The organism is Leuconostoc sp. (assembly GCF_965300815.1).
This window is the reverse complement of sequence record NZ_CBDKZH010000019.1, coordinates 1,352-19,282: the sequence shown is the minus strand read 5'-3', so window position 1 is coordinate 19,282 and position 17,931 is coordinate 1,352. Positions and strand designations below refer to the sequence as shown.

Genomic DNA, 17,931 nt, shown 5'->3' with positions numbered 1-17,931 from the left:
ATTCAGCAATGAATATGACGTTATTGCCATAAATCGTCATCCACTCAAAAAAATAAAACTACCAAAATTTTGGTAGTTTTACTTATCAAAGCGTTGTAAATTCCATGTTTCAATCAAATTAATCAACAATTTTGTATAGTTGATGTCTGTTGCATAATGATCTTCATACAAGGCTTTTGCTGCTTCTTTATAATTTTTTGCTGCTAAGACGTCTTTAAACTGATCCGGATTCCAAGTATTACCGTTAACAATCGTTTCCGCATGTTCCTTCATACTGTCTTTCCAACTATCATACACTGCAAAACGTGCTTGTTCAGTTTGTGGCTTACCGTCGACATATTCAGTTGTATCCAAGACCACTGACTTGCCAGGCGTCGTATCCTGTGTCTTAACGCCGTAAAAGTTATTATACTTTGACGACAATTTTGAATTATCCCAGTTGGACTCATGGGCTGCTTGGGCAATTGAGATTGAAGCCAAAATGCCATATTGCTTAGCCAATTGCTGTGCATAAGGGGCAATCTTATTAATGAAAGCTAAGCGTCGTTCGAATTCACCCTTACCTGATGTTGCAATAAGCGCCATGACGTTTGGTGTTGCCATACCATTGGCCCGTAAGGTCTTATAGTAAGGTGTCATTGTCTTATTCGATGTTTCAAGCAAAACGCCCACAATATCATCAGCTGTCTTGGCTTGTCTTAAGTCAAAGGCTTGCGGATACACATAGTCTAACAACTTGGCATCCTTCGTACTTGATTGCTTCACACCGCGTAGTAAGTCAGGGTATTTTTGGTACATCTTGTTGATTAATTGCTTGTCATTAAACGCTGTCAAGATGTCTTGGACTGAAACAGATTTCACCTGATCAGCTAAATTCACCGCAACTTCATCTGGTGTTTGCCCAACACTCACATAACCGTAACCCTTTGGCAATATTGGTGGTGATGATGGACCAGCCGCCATTTGATTAAAAATGAGTTGCATCGGTTGGGCTGGTGACAAACGGTACGTCCCTGCTTGTAGCTTTTCTGCCCCTTGTGACATAGCGTACTTATAGAATACCTTGCCGTCAGTAATCACCTTTTTATCTTGTAACGTTTGTCCCATCTGTAACGCCGTCGCGCCTGCCGGAATTTTGACCGTAATAAACGTTGTATCTTTAGGATCTAAGGCCGCGTACTTATCCGTAAACAATGCTTTAAGGGCAAACGCAACGCCTAATAGAATCAAAAGCAACGCCAACATCGCTACGAATCGTTTTACTGGTCCACGTTTTTTACGGCGAGGCCCATTACCATATACGTCATTAAATGGATTTTTGGGATCATACGATGCCTTATTTTGCGCCGCATCAAGTGCTTCAGCAGCTTGAATTTCGTGCTGATGCCGTTCTTTTCTCGATTCCATAATTCACCTTCTAAAAATGTCTTCAATATTAAAGCGACTAGCGTGCTGACACACTAGTCGACTTGTTTTATTCTATCATATTTCGTTTGACGAAAGATTAAAAGGAGATTACTTGAATAACTCCACATCGCGCGCAATCATTAATTCTTCGTTCGTCGGAATAACCAACGTTTTAACCCGAGCATCTTTGGCAGAAATATCAATTTCTTCGCCGCGTTTTTGGTTGGCCGCTTCATCCAAAGCCACCCCGAAATAGGCTAACTTATCGGCAATCATTTGACGAATTGGGGCTGAATTTTCACCAATACCCGCAGTAAAGACTAAGGCATCAACACCACCCATTTCGGCAATATATTGACCAACATATTTGACAATGCGATTCACGAATACTTTAATCGCTAATCGTGCGTGGTCATTGGTATCGTAAACTGCCAATAAGTCGCGCATATCAGACGAAATCGTTGATAATCCTAACAAGCCAGACTTTTTATTTAAGATGTTCAACATCTGGTCGTTTGTTAGACCTTCACGTTCTTGAATATAGTAAATCAACGACGTATCGACATCCCCAGACCGCGTAGCCATCGCCACACCAGCGAGTGGCGTGAAGCCCATTGACGTATCCAATGCTTTCCCATCTTTCACTGCCGTAATGGAATCGCCAGCACCTAAGTGCATCGTGATGACCTTCAAATCTTTAAGTGGTTGTCGTAACATGTCAGCCGCGCGATTAGCAACATAGCGATGCGATGTGCCGTGCGCACCGTATTTACGCGCACCATAACGTGTGTAATATTGATACGGTATCGCATATAGATAATTTTCTTCAGGCATCGTTTGATAAAAAGAAGTATCAAACACAGCAACTGAGACAGCATCTGGTAATAACTTTTGAAAGGCCCGAATGCCCATGGCATTCGCCGGATTGTGCAAAGGGGCATAATCCGCTAGACGATCAATCTTTTCCAAGACCGCCTTTGTCACTTTAACAGAATGATTAAACCACTCACCACCAGCCACGACACGATGTCCAACACCAGTGATTTCATTGAAATCAACGATAATGCCCAAATCAGTTAATTTTTGTAGCATAAAGTTGATGGCTTGTTGATGATCTTTGATTGGCAAAACAGTTTCATATTTTCGTGTTTGCCCATCTTTCGAAATTGTAATATTGCTGTCATCCACCGACTGATCGTCCAAGCGTCCGCCTTGATTCATCGCTTTGGCGTCGTACTTAATCGTCACAATGGCATCATCCATGCCAATCCGCTCGATCAATCCTTGTGCAAGTACCTGTTCAGCCGGCATTTCTAATAATTGAAATTTCAATGAAGAACTACCAGCATTTACAGCCATTGTTTTAGCCATGATTAAATTTCTACCTGTCTTTCTTAAACGTGTACTGATCCGCGACATGTTTAAAATATCAGATATGGTAGTGTTTCGTTATGTAAACACTCTAATATTTAGTGCATTGTCACAACATCAGGCTTTATTCTGCTCTTTATCCAGTTTAACCCAAGCTTTGATATCTTGCAAAAATTTCTGTAGCGCTTCAATATCTTTTAGTGGTGGGTATTGCCCCATTAACACTTCGCCATGACGACCTACCCCATGTTTACGAAGTACAAGAATCGCCTTGGCAGCGCGTGGGTCTTTGAAGAAGGCTGCTGGTAATTGCAAAAATGCTTTAAGCTGTGCTTTTTGTGTCAAAAATTTCAACAGATCTTTTGCTTGGTCGCCCATCATGACATTGGCCGGTACAATCAAGTAGACCCAGCCATCATCAGTTGCAAATTCCAAGCTTTTTTCAATCAACAAATGGTGAACAAATGAGCGGTCATCTTGGTTACGTGTTTGATAACTTTCTGCTGGCTCTAATGGATAATAACCAACTGGTAAGTCAGCGATAACAGCCTTGGCCTTTGGCATTTCAGTCAATGCGACAACATCTGACTCATAGAAAGTCGTTGTCCCTTTGGTCAATAACTGATCAACTGCCGTTGCCAAGGCCAGTTGTGTCTCATCGTTATCAATTCCAATACGCTTAACATCTAGGTCATTCATTTTCAAGACGTCATTGACAGTCTGCAATAAGTTCCCAGCACCGACTGTCATGTCCAGAATTGTATCCCCTGATTTAAGGTCTGCCGTTTGCAACAAAAAATCAGCCAACAAATAACCAATACCGTCAGGTGTAATTTGGAAATTAGCCTGCGTATGGTCATCCCGAGTGACTTTTAAGATTGCTAATTGCAACGTCTTTCGGAGATCAGCTGGCGACATACTGCGCCAGTCAAACGCCGCAATAAACTTTTCAATCTGTTCAGCAACTGCTGGGGTTGGCTTACCATCTTCAATGGCTACTTGCCCGTTTGCGACATCTTCTAAAAGTTCAATCAACGCATCTGTGAGACTGATGTCGGCATCCTTGGCTAAGGCCTGTGAGTTTGTTGTTAAATCATCGAAATATTGTGCTATTTTATCTTGTGTCATAGCCCTATTTTAACGTGTTTTCATAAGGTTTTCAAGGCGCGTGCCTGAGCAACGCCCGTGTATAGATTGTTTGCCCCAAGCGAATACGAAGGTTATCATCTTGAACGGTTACGCTAGCGCCTGCTAAATTAAACGTGGTTTGCTGTGTTTTAGCATACAGGATACTTGCCTTAAATTGGATCGTATCCAACTGTGCCATCACCGTCAATTGTTGACGCGTTTGTAATTGCGCATGCCAGGCAACGTTTTGTAACACCATTAGGCTGCCAAGGAGCGCCAAAATAATCAACGCTGAGTCAAAAACCGCCCCGCGTTGACGCTTAATCATCCATCTGCGCACGCGGTAGGTAGAGAACTTCTGTTGCTTGCTGATGCTGTTGTCCTGATAATTCAAGTTGTACATATGCCGCATAATCTTTAACATGAAATGCTGTTACCTCGGAAATAAAAATAACTTGGCCGGCGCCCTCACCCGACAATTGCAGGCGATTTTTAACAATACTGAGTGTCATTTTTTTGCCATCATGACTCATCAGCTGTAATTCATGCGGCAAAATCTCCTTTAACGCGTATTTTTGTGTCGTGATTTGGTAGATAGCTGCACGTAACGCCATATCTAAAGGCGGTTCATGCGACACACGAAAACAAGGTAACAGTAATTGAATCGTGACAAATAACAAACCAGTTACGCCCAACGCAATCAATGTTTCCAATATGGTAAACGCCGGTAATTTACGGTTGATCATAGGTGTGCCATGCTTTCATCGCCGCTAAGCGTTCTTGTTGGGCCACTTGATACCGTTTTTCTAAACGTTGTACCTGTTGTTTATATTGGGTTACTTGTTCATATTCTAATAAAAGTAACCCATTTAATAAGCCAAAGGTGACTAAAGCTTCGCCAAGAATAAAGGCTGACCTACGACTGTGTAATACGATACGCCCCACCTCCTAAACTAAAAATAATTTTGATCACATGTTGGCCATTACTGAGTATCACTGTTGTCGGGGCAACATAACCTGTTGGTAAAATTTGGATTGTCTGTGTCTTGTCGTGATGATACCCTTTGGGATAGGCCAGTTGCGTATGATTAAAAACAATGCCATTTTCTCGAAAGCGAACCGTCCGCCGACATTGCTGTATTTGCGCCGATATCCGTTCTTGTTGCCAACTTGATTTGAACGTCGCAGACCATTGTGACATATTTGGTGTTGACACTGGCATCCGACTACTGATTAAAAATAAACCAGCCACAATCCCGAGTACAACCAGTGATTCGAGTAAGGTATAGCCTTTACTGATGTGCTTCATTATTATCAAGGCTGATGTGTAGTTCTTTCGCCTTTTGGACTTGCTTAGGCGATAAATAACCCGCAGCTACTAAGTCTGAATACGTCACAATTTTATCATCCGGATGCTCGTTAATATATAAATCAATTTGCGATTGCACGGTTGATACCATTGCGGTTGCATGAGTCGCAACCGCTTTTTTACGTTGCGTATTTAAATTGGGCAAGATCAGTAACATGAGTAAACTGATGATAAAAAGAACAATTGCTGTTTCAATTAATGTAAATCCTGGATGCTTACGTTTAAAAAATGTCATTGATATAAACCGCCAATCGTTTGGTACATGGGTAACAACATCGACAAATAGACCGCAATGATAGCAATGCCGATCACGCCAAAAAAGATAGGTTGCAACATGTCAATCAACCGATTCGTCCGTTGCATCACTTGATGATACTGTAACTTGGCATAATACGCGAGATAACCTGCGAGGCGTTTGGGTTCGTGACCGCGAACAAAATAGCCTGCTAATGCCTGATTAAAGTAAGGTTGTTTAAGAATATATTCGGATAACGTACAGCCTGATTGTAAGGCTATATGCGCATCTTCAGCTAATAGAATCGCCAACTGCTGATTTTTCTGACCCTGAATACCACACATTTCTGCTAAAATTTCTGGTACCGTCAAACCATTAGCCAGTAACACCGCTAGTTGTTGCGCGACTTGATAAGTCACAATTGTTTTCACAATTGGTCCAATCAACCATAATCGTGATAGCATTTTCAGTCGCTGACGTGCCGGCAACCGACACCAATGCCAGATACCAAAACACAACGCCACGACAATCATGCCGATGACATACCACATCACCTGCTGTGTTTCACCCGAATCTAACACTGCTGTATCTTGCCACTGTTGTAGAATCGGATATAAAAAAAGCTTCATACCAATCAGCATCAGTCCCAGCAATCCAATTAAAACGATTGGATATTGCAATACTTGCTTAATTTTTTGTTGCTGTTGTTGCACTTGGGCTAGATGCCGACCAATTGTGACCAACGTTTCAGACAAATTACCATGCTGATCCGCCAGCTTAATTTGTAACAAAACGGCTTGTGAAACGGTTTGATCTAACACAACGTGCAACGGCACCCCTTGATTTAAGCGCGCATTGACAGTTGCTAACCAAGTTGTCCATGGTGTGTGCGCAGCAGCAAGAATATCTAAACTATGCGCAATACTATAGCCTGACTGTAATAGCTCGCCAAGCCCTTGAAAGAACAGCACTTGATGTTGACGTTTAAAGTTGTGTGAAGTGGTGATAATGCGCTTTGGAAATTTTATTGGTCGCCAATGCATGTGCTAATACCTCCTGCCACTGACTTGAAAACTTTGGGACTGTTTGTCCTTGTAGTACGCGCGCAATATCATCACTGCCTAAATGATCAATAATTGCCGCCTGTTGTTGCTGTGTGGTCGTGACCAGTCGCTGGTAAACGACATCCGTTAAAGCAACCGCTAATTGTGCCGGTTCAACACCTAAGTCGCGTAGGCGTAAAATAACGTCACGTGCCGACATGGCATGAATCGTACTCAATACCAAGTGCCCACTTAAGGCAGCTCTGACTACGGCCGCAGCTGTTAATTGATCTCTAATTTCACCAACCAATAAAATTTCTGGTCGATGCCGTAAGGCCACTTTGATGAGATCATCATAATGGATACCAGCATCGTCATTGACTTGTAGTTGCACAAATTTTGATTGCTGAATCTCAACTGGATCCTCAATGGTTAGGACTAACTTATCCTCTGCTAGCCGTTCAAGTAGCCGATAGAGTGTTGTCGTTTTGCCGGACCCAGTTGGACCAGCAATTAAAAACAAGCCGGCACTCGGCATATGCTGATAAAGCTGTTCAAATTGCGTTGCTGCTAACCAGTTCTGTCGCTGACCTTTTTGATAAATCAGTCGTAATACCAAGGTTTCGCGATTGAGAAAGTCCCCGACTGTCGAGACACGAATCCAAATATCCTTGTGGCTAAACCGCCCAAGTTGCGGGCGCCGACGCTCAGAGATGTTCATCTTGGCACGATATTTCACCGCAGCAATCATCTGTTGGGCAGCAACCGTAGTCAATGTGACATGCTGTGTCGCACGGCCATCAATATGAAATTTAACGCTATAGTGCGTTTCGGAAATTGGTAATAGATAAATATCATTGGCATGGTTTGCAATGGCTGCTTCTAAAATAGTCTCCATATTACTCCCTCTGTCACATCATTATGATACGCAGACACCGATATTTGCTCACAAAAAAAGCACTCAATCCTTGAGTGCTTAAATCATTATTCACCTAAACGCGCACGGAATGCTTGCGTTTCTGCTTCATAGCCTGGCTTACCCAGTAAGGCAAACATGGCTGTCTTATAGGCTTCAACGCCAGGTTGGTTAAATGGATTAATGCCAAATAGATAACCTGATGCGCCCACTGCTAGTTCAAAGAAGTAAATCATGTAGCCCAACGTGTAGGCGTCTTGTGCAGGTAAGTGCACAGCCAAGTTAGGCACACCACCATCGACATGCGCTAAGATAACGCCTTGTGACGCCTTTGTGTTAACTTCATCAATGGTAATCCCTTCAAGATATTGCAAGCCATCATTGTTATCTGCTTCGCGTGGCAAATCCAAATTTGAAACCGGATTATCAAGCTTAACAACTGTTTCAAACAAGTCACGACGACCTTCTTGAATATATTGACCAAGTGAATGTAAGTCAGTTGAATAATTGGCTGATGAAGGATAAATACCCTTTTGGTTCTTACCTTCTGATTCACCCATCAATTGCTTCCACCATTCAGATAGATATTGCATTGAAGGTTCCCAGTTAATTAAAAGTTCTGTTGTATAACCCTTATCATACAAAATACGACGGGCAGCGGCATACTTATAAGCCGCGTTTTTATTCAAATCAGCATCTGAGTAAGCCTCTTGCGCATCCTTGGCCCCTGCCATCAATGCATCAATGTCAGCACCGCTAGCAGCAATTGGCAATAGCCCAACAGCCGTCAAGACTGAGAAACGCCCACCGACACCATCTGGAATCGTGAAAGTTTCATACCCAGCTGCCACAGCTTCGTCATGCAGTGCCCCACGATTGGCATCAGTCGTAGCATAAATACGTTGCTTAGCAGCCTCAGCACCATACTTCTTTTCAAGTAATTGCTTGAACACACGGAAGGCAATTGAAGGTTCTGTTGTTGTCCCAGACTTTGAAATCACATTCACTGAGAAGTCTTGGTCCCCAATAACACGTACCAAATCGTTAAGGTATGCGGCTGACGTTGAGTTACCGGCAAAGTAAATCTTGACACCTTGACGTTGGTCATCTGGTAATTCATTGTTAAACATTGGATTCAAGAAATCCACTGCCATCTTAGCCCCAAGATATGAGCCACCAATACCAATGACAACAAGAATCTTTGACTCGCTTTGAATGCGTTTTGCGGCTGCTTTAATCCGCGCAAATTCTGCCTTGTCATAATCCGTTGGCAATGTGAGCCAATCCGAATATTCAGCGCCTGCACCCGTCCGATTGCGTAGTTGTTGATCCGCCATCGTAATTAATGGTTGCATTTCAGAAAATTCGTGTTCGCCGACGAAATTTTCGATGTTTTTTGTATCAAGTGTGATGTGTGCCATAGCGTTAGCCAAGCGTCCCCATCAAAATAAGATGGCGGCGCATTTCCTCCTTAAAATTTGTTAAGCGCTTACAATTTTATTTTATCACAATTTTGATGCGGCTGCGTCATCAATAATAATGGTCACATCGGCATGTTCTTGTAGAATCGATGCCGGCAAAGCCTCAGTCACTGGGCTATTAACCATTGCTGCCACGGCCGCTGCCTTAGCTTCCCCAAAGGCTAGCAAGAGAATCTTTTTAGCCGACATGACTGACGCAATGCCCATTGAAATGGCTTGTGTCGGTACCGATGCCGGATTGTCAAAGAATCGCGCATTAGCAGCGATTGTTGATTCGGTTAGATTCACCACGTGCGTCGTTGAATTAAACGGCGTCCCAGGTTCATTAAAGCCAATATGGCCATTTTGCCCTAAACCTAATAATTGTAAATCAATGGGATGTTGCGCAATGATGTCATCATAAGCCTTAGCGGCTTGTTCAATATCATCACTGGCACCATCTGGGATAAAAGTTTGCTTAAACGGCTTGTATTGAAACAAGTGTTGCTGCATAAAATAATGGTAACTTTGTGGGTCTTGTGGCGTCAAGCCAACGTACTCATCAAGATTAATTGCTGTCAAATCGGAAAAGTCCAGTGAACTATCCACAAACTTTTCGTATAATTTAATAGGCGTGGCGCCGGTTGCTAAGCCAAGTACCTGCGTGCCCTTGGCAAGTGCGTCTTCATAAATTTCAAACGCACGCTGTGCGCCAACATCTGGATTGTTTACTTTAATAATCCGCATCATACTCTCCTTATTGGTCTATACCACTTTGGTCTATACCAATATAATAACACACTTTTGCCATTTTGGAAATAGCTAATCACTATTTTTACCCAAATAAAAAACAGGTCAACAGACCTGTTGCTATACTTCCGGTGACGCTGTGGTTATATCCGTTTGTCGTAAAGGTAATGTTACGATAAAAGTTGTGAGTTCATCATCTGATGTGGCCTGCACCTGTCCATGGTGTTGTGCAATAATGCCTTTTACAATGGCTAAGCCAAGTCCCGTTCCACCCGTTTGACTATTCCGTGAACTTTCAACACGGTAGAAACGATCAAAAATATCGGTTAGCGCCTCACTTGGAATTTTGATGCCGTCATTAATGACACGAATTTCCACATCTGTTCCTTTAACTTGTGCCGTCAATTTGATAAATGTCGCGCCATCCCCATACTTAAAGGCGTTACTGATTAAATTCATCAATGCGCGTGCCAATTTATCGGAGTCTGCTTCTAAAACGATTAACTCCGGTTTCACAATTTGTGTTAACGCCACGTTGTGTTCTTGTGCTTCAATTTCATAACTGGCAATTAACTGCGCAAATAAGTCACTCAAGCTCAAAGTCGTCAGGTTCAACACGGCATCATGCGCCTGTGTCTTGGAAAATTCAAACAAATCTTCCACTAACACTTTCATCTGATTAGATTTGCTATAGGCGGTGTGGATGTATTTGGCGCGATCGGCGTCACTTAATTGCTCACCATTCATTTCAACTAAACCGAGATACCCGATAATGGCTGTCAGTGGTGTTCTTAAATCATGCGAAATATTCGTAATCATTTCGTCTTTGGAACGTTCACTTTCTCGTTCCTCTTCACGAATTTTTTGTGTTTGTTTGGCAATGGTATTCGTCACATCAATTAATGCTTGGGTTTTTGGCGCATACATAGCTTGCCAATCAATCAAGCGATCTGAATTTTCACTCGCGATTTGCTGCATATCATGAATCAGGCGTGTGAGACTTTCGACTTGTCGCATTCGCACATATTGCCAAATGATAATCACGACATCGCCAACACCAATCAATGACCACGTCCCCCATTGCCAGATCGTTGGGGCACTTTTTAAATTACCTTGCATCAGCATTGCCGCCGCAAAAATTGACCAACTAAAAAGCAGTAGTAACAAAGTTGTCACTACCGCATAATAGAGTTTTGTGCGATTGTGCTTTAAAAACAACGCCAATTTTTTCATTAATTTACTTCAATCTTATAGCCAACGCCCCAAACGGTTTGAATAACTTGATCTCCGTTCGTTGCTTCTTCAATCTTATCACGTAAGTGGGACACGTGAACCATGACCGTTTTTGCCGACACAACTGATTCTTGTTGCCAAACGCGTTCAAAAATATCATCTGCTGAAAAAACACGATTTGGGTGTGACGCCAAAAGATACAAAATGCCAAATTCTAACGCTGTTAAATTCACCAAATCGCCATCAGATGTCTTCACTTCGTGGCTATCTTTATTAATGATCAATGACCCAATATCTAAGACATCCGGTGTTTGATCTTGCACAGCATTTTCCGCACGACGCAAAAGTGATCGAACACGGGCCATCACTTCCAACGGATTAAATGGCTTCGTCACATAATCATCAGCGCCAGTAATCAAACCTTGAATCTTATCCATATCCCCTGATTTGGCAGATAACATCAAAATTGGGATTCGACTATCTTTACGGACTGTCTTGACCACTTCCAAACCATTCATATTTGGCATCATGACATCCAGAATCATCAACGCAATATCCGGATTGGTATTGAGCTTTGAAAGTGCTTCTTTACCATCAGTTGCCATGATAGGTTCATAGCCTTCATTTTTGAGATAAATTTCAAGTAATTCAGCAATTTCAATATCATCGTCGACAACTAAAATCTTCATCTTCGGCTCCTTCTACTTCTTAGTTTGGGCAGCCTCTAAACGGGCTTGCTGAGACAATAGGCTGATGGCTAAGAAGCCGCCACCCTTTAGGCCAGCTTGTTGTCGATTCCAACGGAAAACACCATAAGCCACAGCCACAACAACGATGTAAGCCACTGGTGGCAAAGTTGGATTAATAACTGGTGGTAACAAACCAAGAACGATGAAGCCAACAACCCAAGCCACTAACGCTAGGCCAAGATACAACCAACGTCGTGATCTTGGTTCCGCTGTTTGTGCTTTTGGATTAGGCGTTAACTTCAACACAACCGCCGTGTAAAGTGAGCCACCCAAGAACGCAATCAACAAGAGTGAGACAATACCGGCACCTTGACCACCTGCTTGCTTTGAAAAGAATAATGACAATCCAAAAACACCAGCAAATAACATCAAAATTGCCATTGACGTATCAAGTGCTAATTCCCAGAACTTATACTCATGCAACTTGCGCGCCGTTTGCTTTGGATCAAGGAACTGTGCCACCGCTTGTGTAGGTGTGCCATACAATTGTGCAGCTGTTGTCCCAGTTCGTTGTGCTTCAAGTAATTTTTCAGTGACTTCATTTGTCACTGATTCAATTTTTTCAGGCGACAATTGGCCGTTTTGGGCCAATAGCTTTTTAAAGTGAAATATAAAATCTTCATTTTTTTTCGTTAGTCGCTGTTTTTCTTCTGACATTTTTGCTTCCTCCGGCAATTATGTACGCGGCATCCCGCCGCTTCATCACGTCAGGCCGTGATGCTTACACGTTAAATCTAAATTCGATAATGTCGCCATCATTGACAACATATTCTTTACCTTCTGAACGCAACTTACCCGCTTCTTTCACCGCTTTAACTGAACCCAAAGCATCCAGGTCATCAAAAGCGATTGTTTCGGCACGAATAAAGCCACGTTCAAAGTCGGAATGGATTACACCCGCAGTTTGTGGTGCCTTCATCCCTGCTTTAAACGTCCATGCGCGTGTTTCCTTACCACCAGCAGTAAAGAATGTCCGCAAGTCCAACAAATGATAGGCAGCCCGAATCAACTTGTTCAAGCCAGGTTCTGTGACCCCAGCCATTTCTAAGAATTCAGCCTTATCTTCATCAGCTAATTGGGCAATTTCTTCTTCTGCACTAGCTGACAAACCAATCACATCTGCGCCTTCACTTGCTGCAAAGGCTTTAATGTCATTAAAGTACTTTGAACCTTCTGGATCAGCCATGTCGTCTTCTGCTAAGTTGGCAACATACAAGACAGGTTTTGTTGTTAATAGGAATAACCCTTTGACGATTTTTTGTTCATCATCATTAAACGTGATTGAGCGGACTGACTTACCGGCTTCTAACACGGGCTTGATTTTTTCCAACACGGCAAATTCCGCTTTGGCATCTTTATCTTGCCCTTTGGCGGCACGCGCAACTTTTGCGTAGCGCTTTTCCACTGTTTCCAAATCAGCCAAGATCAACTCGGTGTTAATGGTATCAATGTCGTCTAATGGATTAACTACCCCATTAACGTGAATAATATCATCGCCATCAAACGCACGCACCACGTGCACAATGGCGTTCACTTGACGAATATTTTCTAAGAACTTGTTACCCAAGCCTTCACCTTGTGAAGCCCCTTTTACAATACCAGCAATATCAGTGAATTCAAACGTTGTTGGAATGATCTTATCAGCAGGCACGAGTTCTTGAATCCGTGCTAAACGATCATCTGGGACTTCAACCATCCCCACGTTAGGTTCAATCGTGGCAAAGGGATAGTTCGCCATTTCAGCGCCCGCTTTAGTGATTGCATTAAAAAGTGTTGATTTGCCGACGTTTGGTAAGCCGACGATTCCAGCAGTAAGTGCCATATCTTAAGTATGTGACAAAGATACCCAGTCATCGTTAGCATCTTTGGAGCACGTTTCCTTTCTTAATCAAACCCATTACATCTCAGCATCTGCTGAGTGTAAAATTTTCTTTAAACGTTTATTGAAGTCAAAGCGTGACATCATAATGCCACGGCCACACTGCGTGCAGCTTAACTTAATATCCGCACCTACGCGGGTAATACGCCAAGCATTAGCACCGCAAGCGTGTGGCTTTTTCATTTCAACAATGTCATTTAACTTGTAGTCTAATGGTTGCACCATATTACTCGACCTCAATGTCTAATAAATCTAAAATGCGATTCAAATCATCGTTAGAAACATAGTTAATTTCAATTTTCCCGTTACCTTTAGCACCGGCATTGACTTTGACTTTTGTCCCAAATTTTTCTTCTAATTGTGAGGCAATGGCCACCACATAAGGTGACACAACCTTTTCTGGTTTGTCACTAGCGCCCGCATTCATTTGCTTCACGAGCGCTTCGACTTGGCGAACACTTAATTGTCGTGCCACAACAAGCGCAGCGGTTTTTTCAATTTGTGACTTCGCTTTCAAGCCCAAAATGGCTCGTGCTTGCCCCATTGATAGGTCACCGGCTTGCACCAAATCTTGAACTGACGTTGGTAAATTCAACAATCTGACGGCGTTGGCCACAGTTGTCCGTTCTTTACCAACCTTTTCAGCGACTTGAGCTTGGGTTAATTGCAGCTGCGTCATTAATGCTTGGTAAGCTTGCGCTTCTTCAATCGCATCCAAATCATCGCGCTGCAAGTTTTCAATTAAAGCCACTGCCGCCATCGTCTCGTCATCAACTGTCCGAACAATGGCGCTAATTGTCGTTAGGCCGGCCAACTTTGAAGCCCGCACCCGTCGTTCACCCGCAATAATTTGGTATTCGCGTCCCGAACGGCGCACAATGATTGGTGTCAGCACCCCTGAAGCCTTAATCGACTTGGCGAGTTCGTTTAACTTAGCCGCATCAAAATGATGCCGTGGCTGAAACGGATTAGGGGTAATTTTATCTAATGCCAGCCGTTCAACTTGCTCAGTATCACTCGCCTTTTTTGTCACTGACTTGGTATGTTCTAAAGCTTCTTCCGTCACATTGTTGGCATTAAACAAGCCACCAAGCCCTTTTCCCAGACCACCTTTTTTAGTTGCCATATTGCTTCAAGACCTCCTGTGCCAGTTCTGTATAGACTTGTGCACCAACTGAGCGTGGATCGAAATCAATAATTGCTTGGCCATATGATGGCGCCTCACTCAACCGCACCGTGCGTGGAATCACGGTCTCATAGACCTTATCACCAAAATAATTACGCACTTCTTCGGCAACTTGCTTGGCTAAATTCGTCCGACCGTCATACATTGTCAACAAGATACCCGCAATATCTAAGTCCGGATTAAACTGCTGACGCACCAGTTCGATGGTGTTGAGCAATTGCCCCAAACCTTCTAAGGCATAAAATTCCGTTTGCACGGGGATTAAAATTGCATCTGCTGCTGTGAAAGCATTAACCGTTAGTAACCCTAAAGCTGGTGGATTATCAATCAAAATGAAATCATAGTCATCAGCCACAGTGGCAAGTGCTGCTTTGAGGCGATATTCACGTTCTTTTTTATCAGCCAGTTCAATTTCAGCACCTGACAATTGAATCGTTGCCGGCACCAAATCATAGTTATCCGTTGGCACAATCACTTCGTGTAACGGCGCACCATCAACGATGACATCATAACTATCACGTTCAAGTTCTGATTTATCAATGCCTGAACCACTGGTTGCGTTCCCTTGCGCATCAATATCCACAAGTAAAACACGTTGTCCGGCCTGGGCAAGCGCTGCACCTAAGTTTACACTCGTCGTCGTTTTGCCGACGCCACCTTTTTGGTTGGCTAATGCGATTATTTGTGCCATTTGGTTTTGACGTCCTTTCTGTCAACACTAATTATTTGTTCCGATCGGCACGCATCGGCGCCAAGCGTTTTTAAGATTATCCAATCGGTTTTTTGCTAGGGGTACCAGCTTGTCGTGGATACTTCTTTGGTGTTTTTTTATTTTTATCAACAATTTGTACGTAGCGTGTATCACCATTAGGCAGGGTGAATTCAAATGATTCACGTAACTGACCACCTAACGTAGCCAAGGCTTTTTGACCATCCGCTAGTTCTTGTTCTGCAGCAGAACCCTTCATCACCAAGAATTCCCCACCAATTTTTACAAATGGCAAGGTATATTCGGCAAGCACACTCGTCCGTGCCACAGCCCGTGCCGTAGCATAGTCAAATTGTTCACGATACTTTGGGTCTTGGCCAATATCTTCTGCACGGCCATGCACAATTGTCACGCCTGTTAAGCCCAGCGTTGTGACCACATCTTGCAAGAATTTCACACGCTTTTGCAACGCGTCAACCATGGTAATTTGCAAGTTTGGAAAGGCAATTTTAAGCGGTAGTGACGGGAAACCTGCCCCCGTACCCACATCAATCAGCGTCCCAGTCGTCTGCTGTAGGTCTTTCTCATATTGCGCCACCGTCAAAGAATCATAGAAGTGTTTTAAGTACACATCCTTTTTCTCTGTGATCGCCGTGAGATTCACATGTGCATTCGTCGTCACCAACATATCAAAGTATTGTTCAAATTGTTGGATTTGATTTTCAGTTAACTGGATACCAGCGTTTTTCAAAGCTGAAACAAACTCATCGACTGTCAATTTCTTACTCCGTTTTCAAGTTTTTGCAGCACGAAAAGCGCCAATTACAACTAATACTAGAATACCTGAAAAAAGCCTAATTTTCAAGCTTTCCAGCATTCACAGCCGCATCATTAATTTGCGCAATTTCTAATAAATACCACGCATTAAAGGCAGCCACATCAATGTCGGTCGCCACATGGACATTCGTGGTCGTATGGGTTCTCGCATGGCTATCTGCCACTGTCGCCCCGATGGCTGGTCCGTCAGTCACCACATCAACCCAATAGTCCTTAATTGTGTACTTTTCCGGCGAAAGTAAATAAAATAACGTGTTCACATCATGCATGGGTTTTCCTGTTGCCATGGAGCCATCCCCATAAGCATTAAACAACGCCGTTAGCATTTCACCCGTTTTATTCATTGTCGCAAGTGTTGCCATTGATTCAGCCGTCAGCAGCGCCTTTAGCGTCACGTCCAAACCAATCATCGTCACATCCAACCCACTATTGAACACGATTTTAGCTGCATCTGGATCCGTGAAAACATTAAATTCAGCAACAGACGTCATATTACCACCGGACAAACTGCCCCCCATCACCACAATGCGCGCAATTTTATCGGTTACTTCTGGATAGCTTTGCAGTAACATGGCAATATTTGTATAGGCGCCAACAGCGACCAAAGTGATTTTTTCATCACTCGCCAGCAACGTTGCCCGCATCGCTTCAACCGCTGATAAAGACACGGTTTTAGTCGATGGTTCGGCAAAGTGATACCCAGCCAAACCATCCACACCATGAATATTGGCCGCATCTTGATAAGCTTTTACAAGTGGCTTTGCCGCACCACGTGCAACCGCAACATCTGGCTGGTTAAAGAAATGGGTTAATTTTAGAACATTTTTGGTTGTTTTATCCACAGAGACGTTACCAGCAACGGCAGTGATTAATTTCACGTCAAAACGATCATCCGTTAACAGCACCGTGAGTGCCGCCGCATCATCAATCCCTGGATCTGTATCAAAAATTACCGGTATTTTATTTGTCATCGATCATGGGCGTGTTCGTCACGCCGCGCCTCCATTTTTTAACTTGATATCTTTCATTATAACAAACTCATCTCAAGCAAATGATTTGATTTTAACGGCATGAACTTGTACACTGTAAACAATCTAGGAAAGGGGGTCATAACTTTTGAGTCATACAGCAATGTATCGCGCAATTGTTTTGGCCGCTTAAAGGAAAAGCGGTCATTACGATTGCAGCAGCCATGTTAACAATTGGGTTAGCATGGCTTTTCTTATCCTGAAAAAGAACAGGTTGCGTTATCGCTACCTGTTCTTTTTCATTTTTATTGGCGTACGGCCGTCTTGAAATCGAGTGGTACCCCTACCGCATGATGGTAGAAGCCCTTGATGCTTGGGTTCACCAATTCTGGTTGTGCCTGATAATAAAGCGGGTTCAACAATGCTTGTTCATGGATAATTTTTTCCAATCCCAACTCATCAGCCGACCGTTGCTTATCGTCAGTCGCATCAACGCCCTTAGCCTTGGCTAACAAGGCATCATAGGCTGGTGTGCTATTGTGATTATAGTTGTTCGGGTTGTCAGTGGCGGCCAAATCCAAGAAGGTTGTTGGTTCAGCGTAATCAGCACCCCACTGCGTCAGCATGACTTGGAAGTTCTTATTGCTACCATCTTGCAAACGTTGCTTAAATGGCACAAACTTTTGGGTCA

The 17,931-nt window shown here is 43.2% G+C and carries 21 protein-coding genes and 1 pseudogene; all 22 read right to left on the bottom strand.

The features are described 5' to 3' along the window. Positions 1 to 78: 78 nt before the first annotated feature. Positions 79 to 1,407, bottom strand: coding sequence for an endolytic transglycosylase MltG (locus tag ACW12G_RS02460; protein WP_455647195.1), 1,329 nt, complete (start codon positions 1,405 to 1,407; stop codon positions 79 to 81). Positions 1,408 to 1,515: 108 nt separating this feature from the next. Beyond that, positions 1,516 to 2,778 carry an acetate/propionate family kinase gene (locus ACW12G_RS02455; protein WP_029510256.1) on the bottom strand — a complete coding sequence of 421 codons (1,263 nt, stop codon included), beginning with the start codon at positions 2,776 to 2,778 and terminating at the stop codon, positions 1,516 to 1,518. Positions 2,779 to 2,895: 117 nt separating this feature from the next. Continuing rightward, the gene (locus ACW12G_RS02450; RefSeq protein ID WP_146976231.1) at positions 2,896 to 3,906 is read right to left on the bottom strand and encodes a class I SAM-dependent methyltransferase; all 1,011 of its coding nucleotides are present in this window, start codon (positions 3,904 to 3,906) and stop codon (positions 2,896 to 2,898) included. A gap of 31 nt (positions 3,907 to 3,937) precedes the next feature. After that, complete coding sequence (locus tag ACW12G_RS02445; RefSeq protein WP_146976228.1) at positions 3,938 to 4,234, bottom strand: hypothetical protein; 297 nt, start codon at positions 4,232 to 4,234, stop codon at positions 3,938 to 3,940. After that, positions 4,227 to 4,652, bottom strand: coding sequence for a hypothetical protein (locus ACW12G_RS02440; RefSeq protein WP_048700594.1), 426 nt, complete (start codon positions 4,650 to 4,652; stop codon positions 4,227 to 4,229). The genes ACW12G_RS02445 and ACW12G_RS02440 overlap by 8 nt, the downstream gene beginning before the upstream one ends. Beyond that, a complete protein-coding gene (locus ACW12G_RS02435) occupies positions 4,639 to 4,851 on the bottom strand; it encodes a hypothetical protein (protein WP_010003999.1) in 213 nt (70 codons plus the stop codon). Before ACW12G_RS02435 ends, ACW12G_RS02440 begins: the two co-directional genes overlap by 14 nt. Next, positions 4,823 to 5,215, bottom strand: coding sequence for a pilus assembly FimT family protein (locus ACW12G_RS02430; protein WP_455647194.1), 393 nt, complete (start codon positions 5,213 to 5,215; stop codon positions 4,823 to 4,825). Before ACW12G_RS02430 ends, ACW12G_RS02435 begins: the two co-directional genes overlap by 29 nt. Beyond that, on the bottom strand, positions 5,199 to 5,510 hold the full coding sequence (locus ACW12G_RS02425; RefSeq protein WP_029510266.1) for a prepilin-type N-terminal cleavage/methylation domain-containing protein: 312 nt from the start codon (positions 5,508 to 5,510) through the stop codon (positions 5,199 to 5,201). The genes ACW12G_RS02430 and ACW12G_RS02425 overlap by 17 nt, the downstream gene beginning before the upstream one ends. Then, positions 5,507 to 6,553 (bottom strand): type II secretion system F family protein, encoded by a 1,047-nt coding sequence (locus ACW12G_RS02420; RefSeq protein ID WP_455647193.1) that lies wholly within the window; start codon positions 6,551 to 6,553, stop codon positions 5,507 to 5,509. Before ACW12G_RS02420 ends, ACW12G_RS02425 begins: the two co-directional genes overlap by 4 nt. Further along, complete coding sequence (comGA, locus tag ACW12G_RS02415) at positions 6,495 to 7,451, bottom strand: competence type IV pilus ATPase ComGA (RefSeq protein WP_048700601.1); 957 nt, start codon at positions 7,449 to 7,451, stop codon at positions 6,495 to 6,497. Before comGA ends, ACW12G_RS02420 begins: the two co-directional genes overlap by 59 nt. A gap of 86 nt (positions 7,452 to 7,537) precedes the next feature. After that, positions 7,538 to 8,890, bottom strand: a complete 1,353-nt coding sequence (locus ACW12G_RS02410) for a glucose-6-phosphate isomerase (protein WP_055308410.1) — start codon at positions 8,888 to 8,890, stop codon at positions 7,538 to 7,540. Positions 8,891 to 8,974: 84 nt separating this feature from the next. Continuing rightward, on the bottom strand, positions 8,975 to 9,676 hold the full coding sequence (gene nagB / locus ACW12G_RS02405) for a glucosamine-6-phosphate deaminase (RefSeq protein WP_146976216.1): 702 nt from the start codon (positions 9,674 to 9,676) through the stop codon (positions 8,975 to 8,977). A gap of 123 nt (positions 9,677 to 9,799) precedes the next feature. Then, complete coding sequence (locus ACW12G_RS02400; protein ID WP_455646349.1) at positions 9,800 to 10,912, bottom strand: sensor histidine kinase; 1,113 nt, start codon at positions 10,910 to 10,912, stop codon at positions 9,800 to 9,802. Beyond that, positions 10,912 to 11,601: a response regulator transcription factor gene (locus tag ACW12G_RS02395; RefSeq protein ID WP_009999749.1), complete on the bottom strand. Its 690-nt coding sequence runs from the start codon at positions 11,599 to 11,601 to the stop codon at positions 10,912 to 10,914. Before ACW12G_RS02395 ends, ACW12G_RS02400 begins: the two co-directional genes overlap by 1 nt. 12 nt (positions 11,602 to 11,613) lie before the next feature. Continuing rightward, entirely contained in the window at positions 11,614 to 12,318 is a 705-nt protein-coding gene (locus tag ACW12G_RS02390; protein ID WP_270746885.1) for a DUF1129 domain-containing protein, read from the bottom strand. Between the two features lie 64 nt (positions 12,319 to 12,382). Then, a complete protein-coding gene (gene ychF, locus ACW12G_RS02385; RefSeq protein ID WP_029510278.1) occupies positions 12,383 to 13,483 on the bottom strand; it encodes a redox-regulated ATPase YchF in 1,101 nt (366 codons plus the stop codon). A 75-nt stretch (positions 13,484 to 13,558) separates the two neighbouring features. Then, the gene (locus ACW12G_RS02380; protein WP_029510280.1) at positions 13,559 to 13,765 is read right to left on the bottom strand and encodes a DUF951 domain-containing protein; all 207 of its coding nucleotides are present in this window, start codon (positions 13,763 to 13,765) and stop codon (positions 13,559 to 13,561) included. 1 nt (position 13,766) lies between these two features. Then, on the bottom strand, positions 13,767 to 14,666 hold the full coding sequence (locus tag ACW12G_RS02375) for a ParB/RepB/Spo0J family partition protein (protein ID WP_010006394.1): 900 nt from the start codon (positions 14,664 to 14,666) through the stop codon (positions 13,767 to 13,769). Next, positions 14,656 to 15,417: a ParA family protein gene (locus ACW12G_RS02370; RefSeq protein ID WP_009999754.1), complete on the bottom strand. Its 762-nt coding sequence runs from the start codon at positions 15,415 to 15,417 to the stop codon at positions 14,656 to 14,658. The genes ACW12G_RS02375 and ACW12G_RS02370 overlap by 11 nt, the downstream gene beginning before the upstream one ends. Before the next feature lie 76 nt (positions 15,418 to 15,493). After that, the gene (gene rsmG, locus ACW12G_RS02365) at positions 15,494 to 16,213 is read right to left on the bottom strand and encodes a 16S rRNA (guanine(527)-N(7))-methyltransferase RsmG (protein WP_048700613.1); all 720 of its coding nucleotides are present in this window, start codon (positions 16,211 to 16,213) and stop codon (positions 15,494 to 15,496) included. Positions 16,214 to 16,289: 76 nt separating this feature from the next. After that, a complete protein-coding gene (rihC, locus tag ACW12G_RS02360; protein ID WP_455646849.1) occupies positions 16,290 to 17,243 on the bottom strand; it encodes a ribonucleoside hydrolase RihC in 954 nt (317 codons plus the stop codon). 302 nt (positions 17,244 to 17,545) lie between these two features. Next, positions 17,546 to 17,931, bottom strand: a pseudogene (locus ACW12G_RS02355) (peptide ABC transporter substrate-binding protein); the annotation flags it as partial.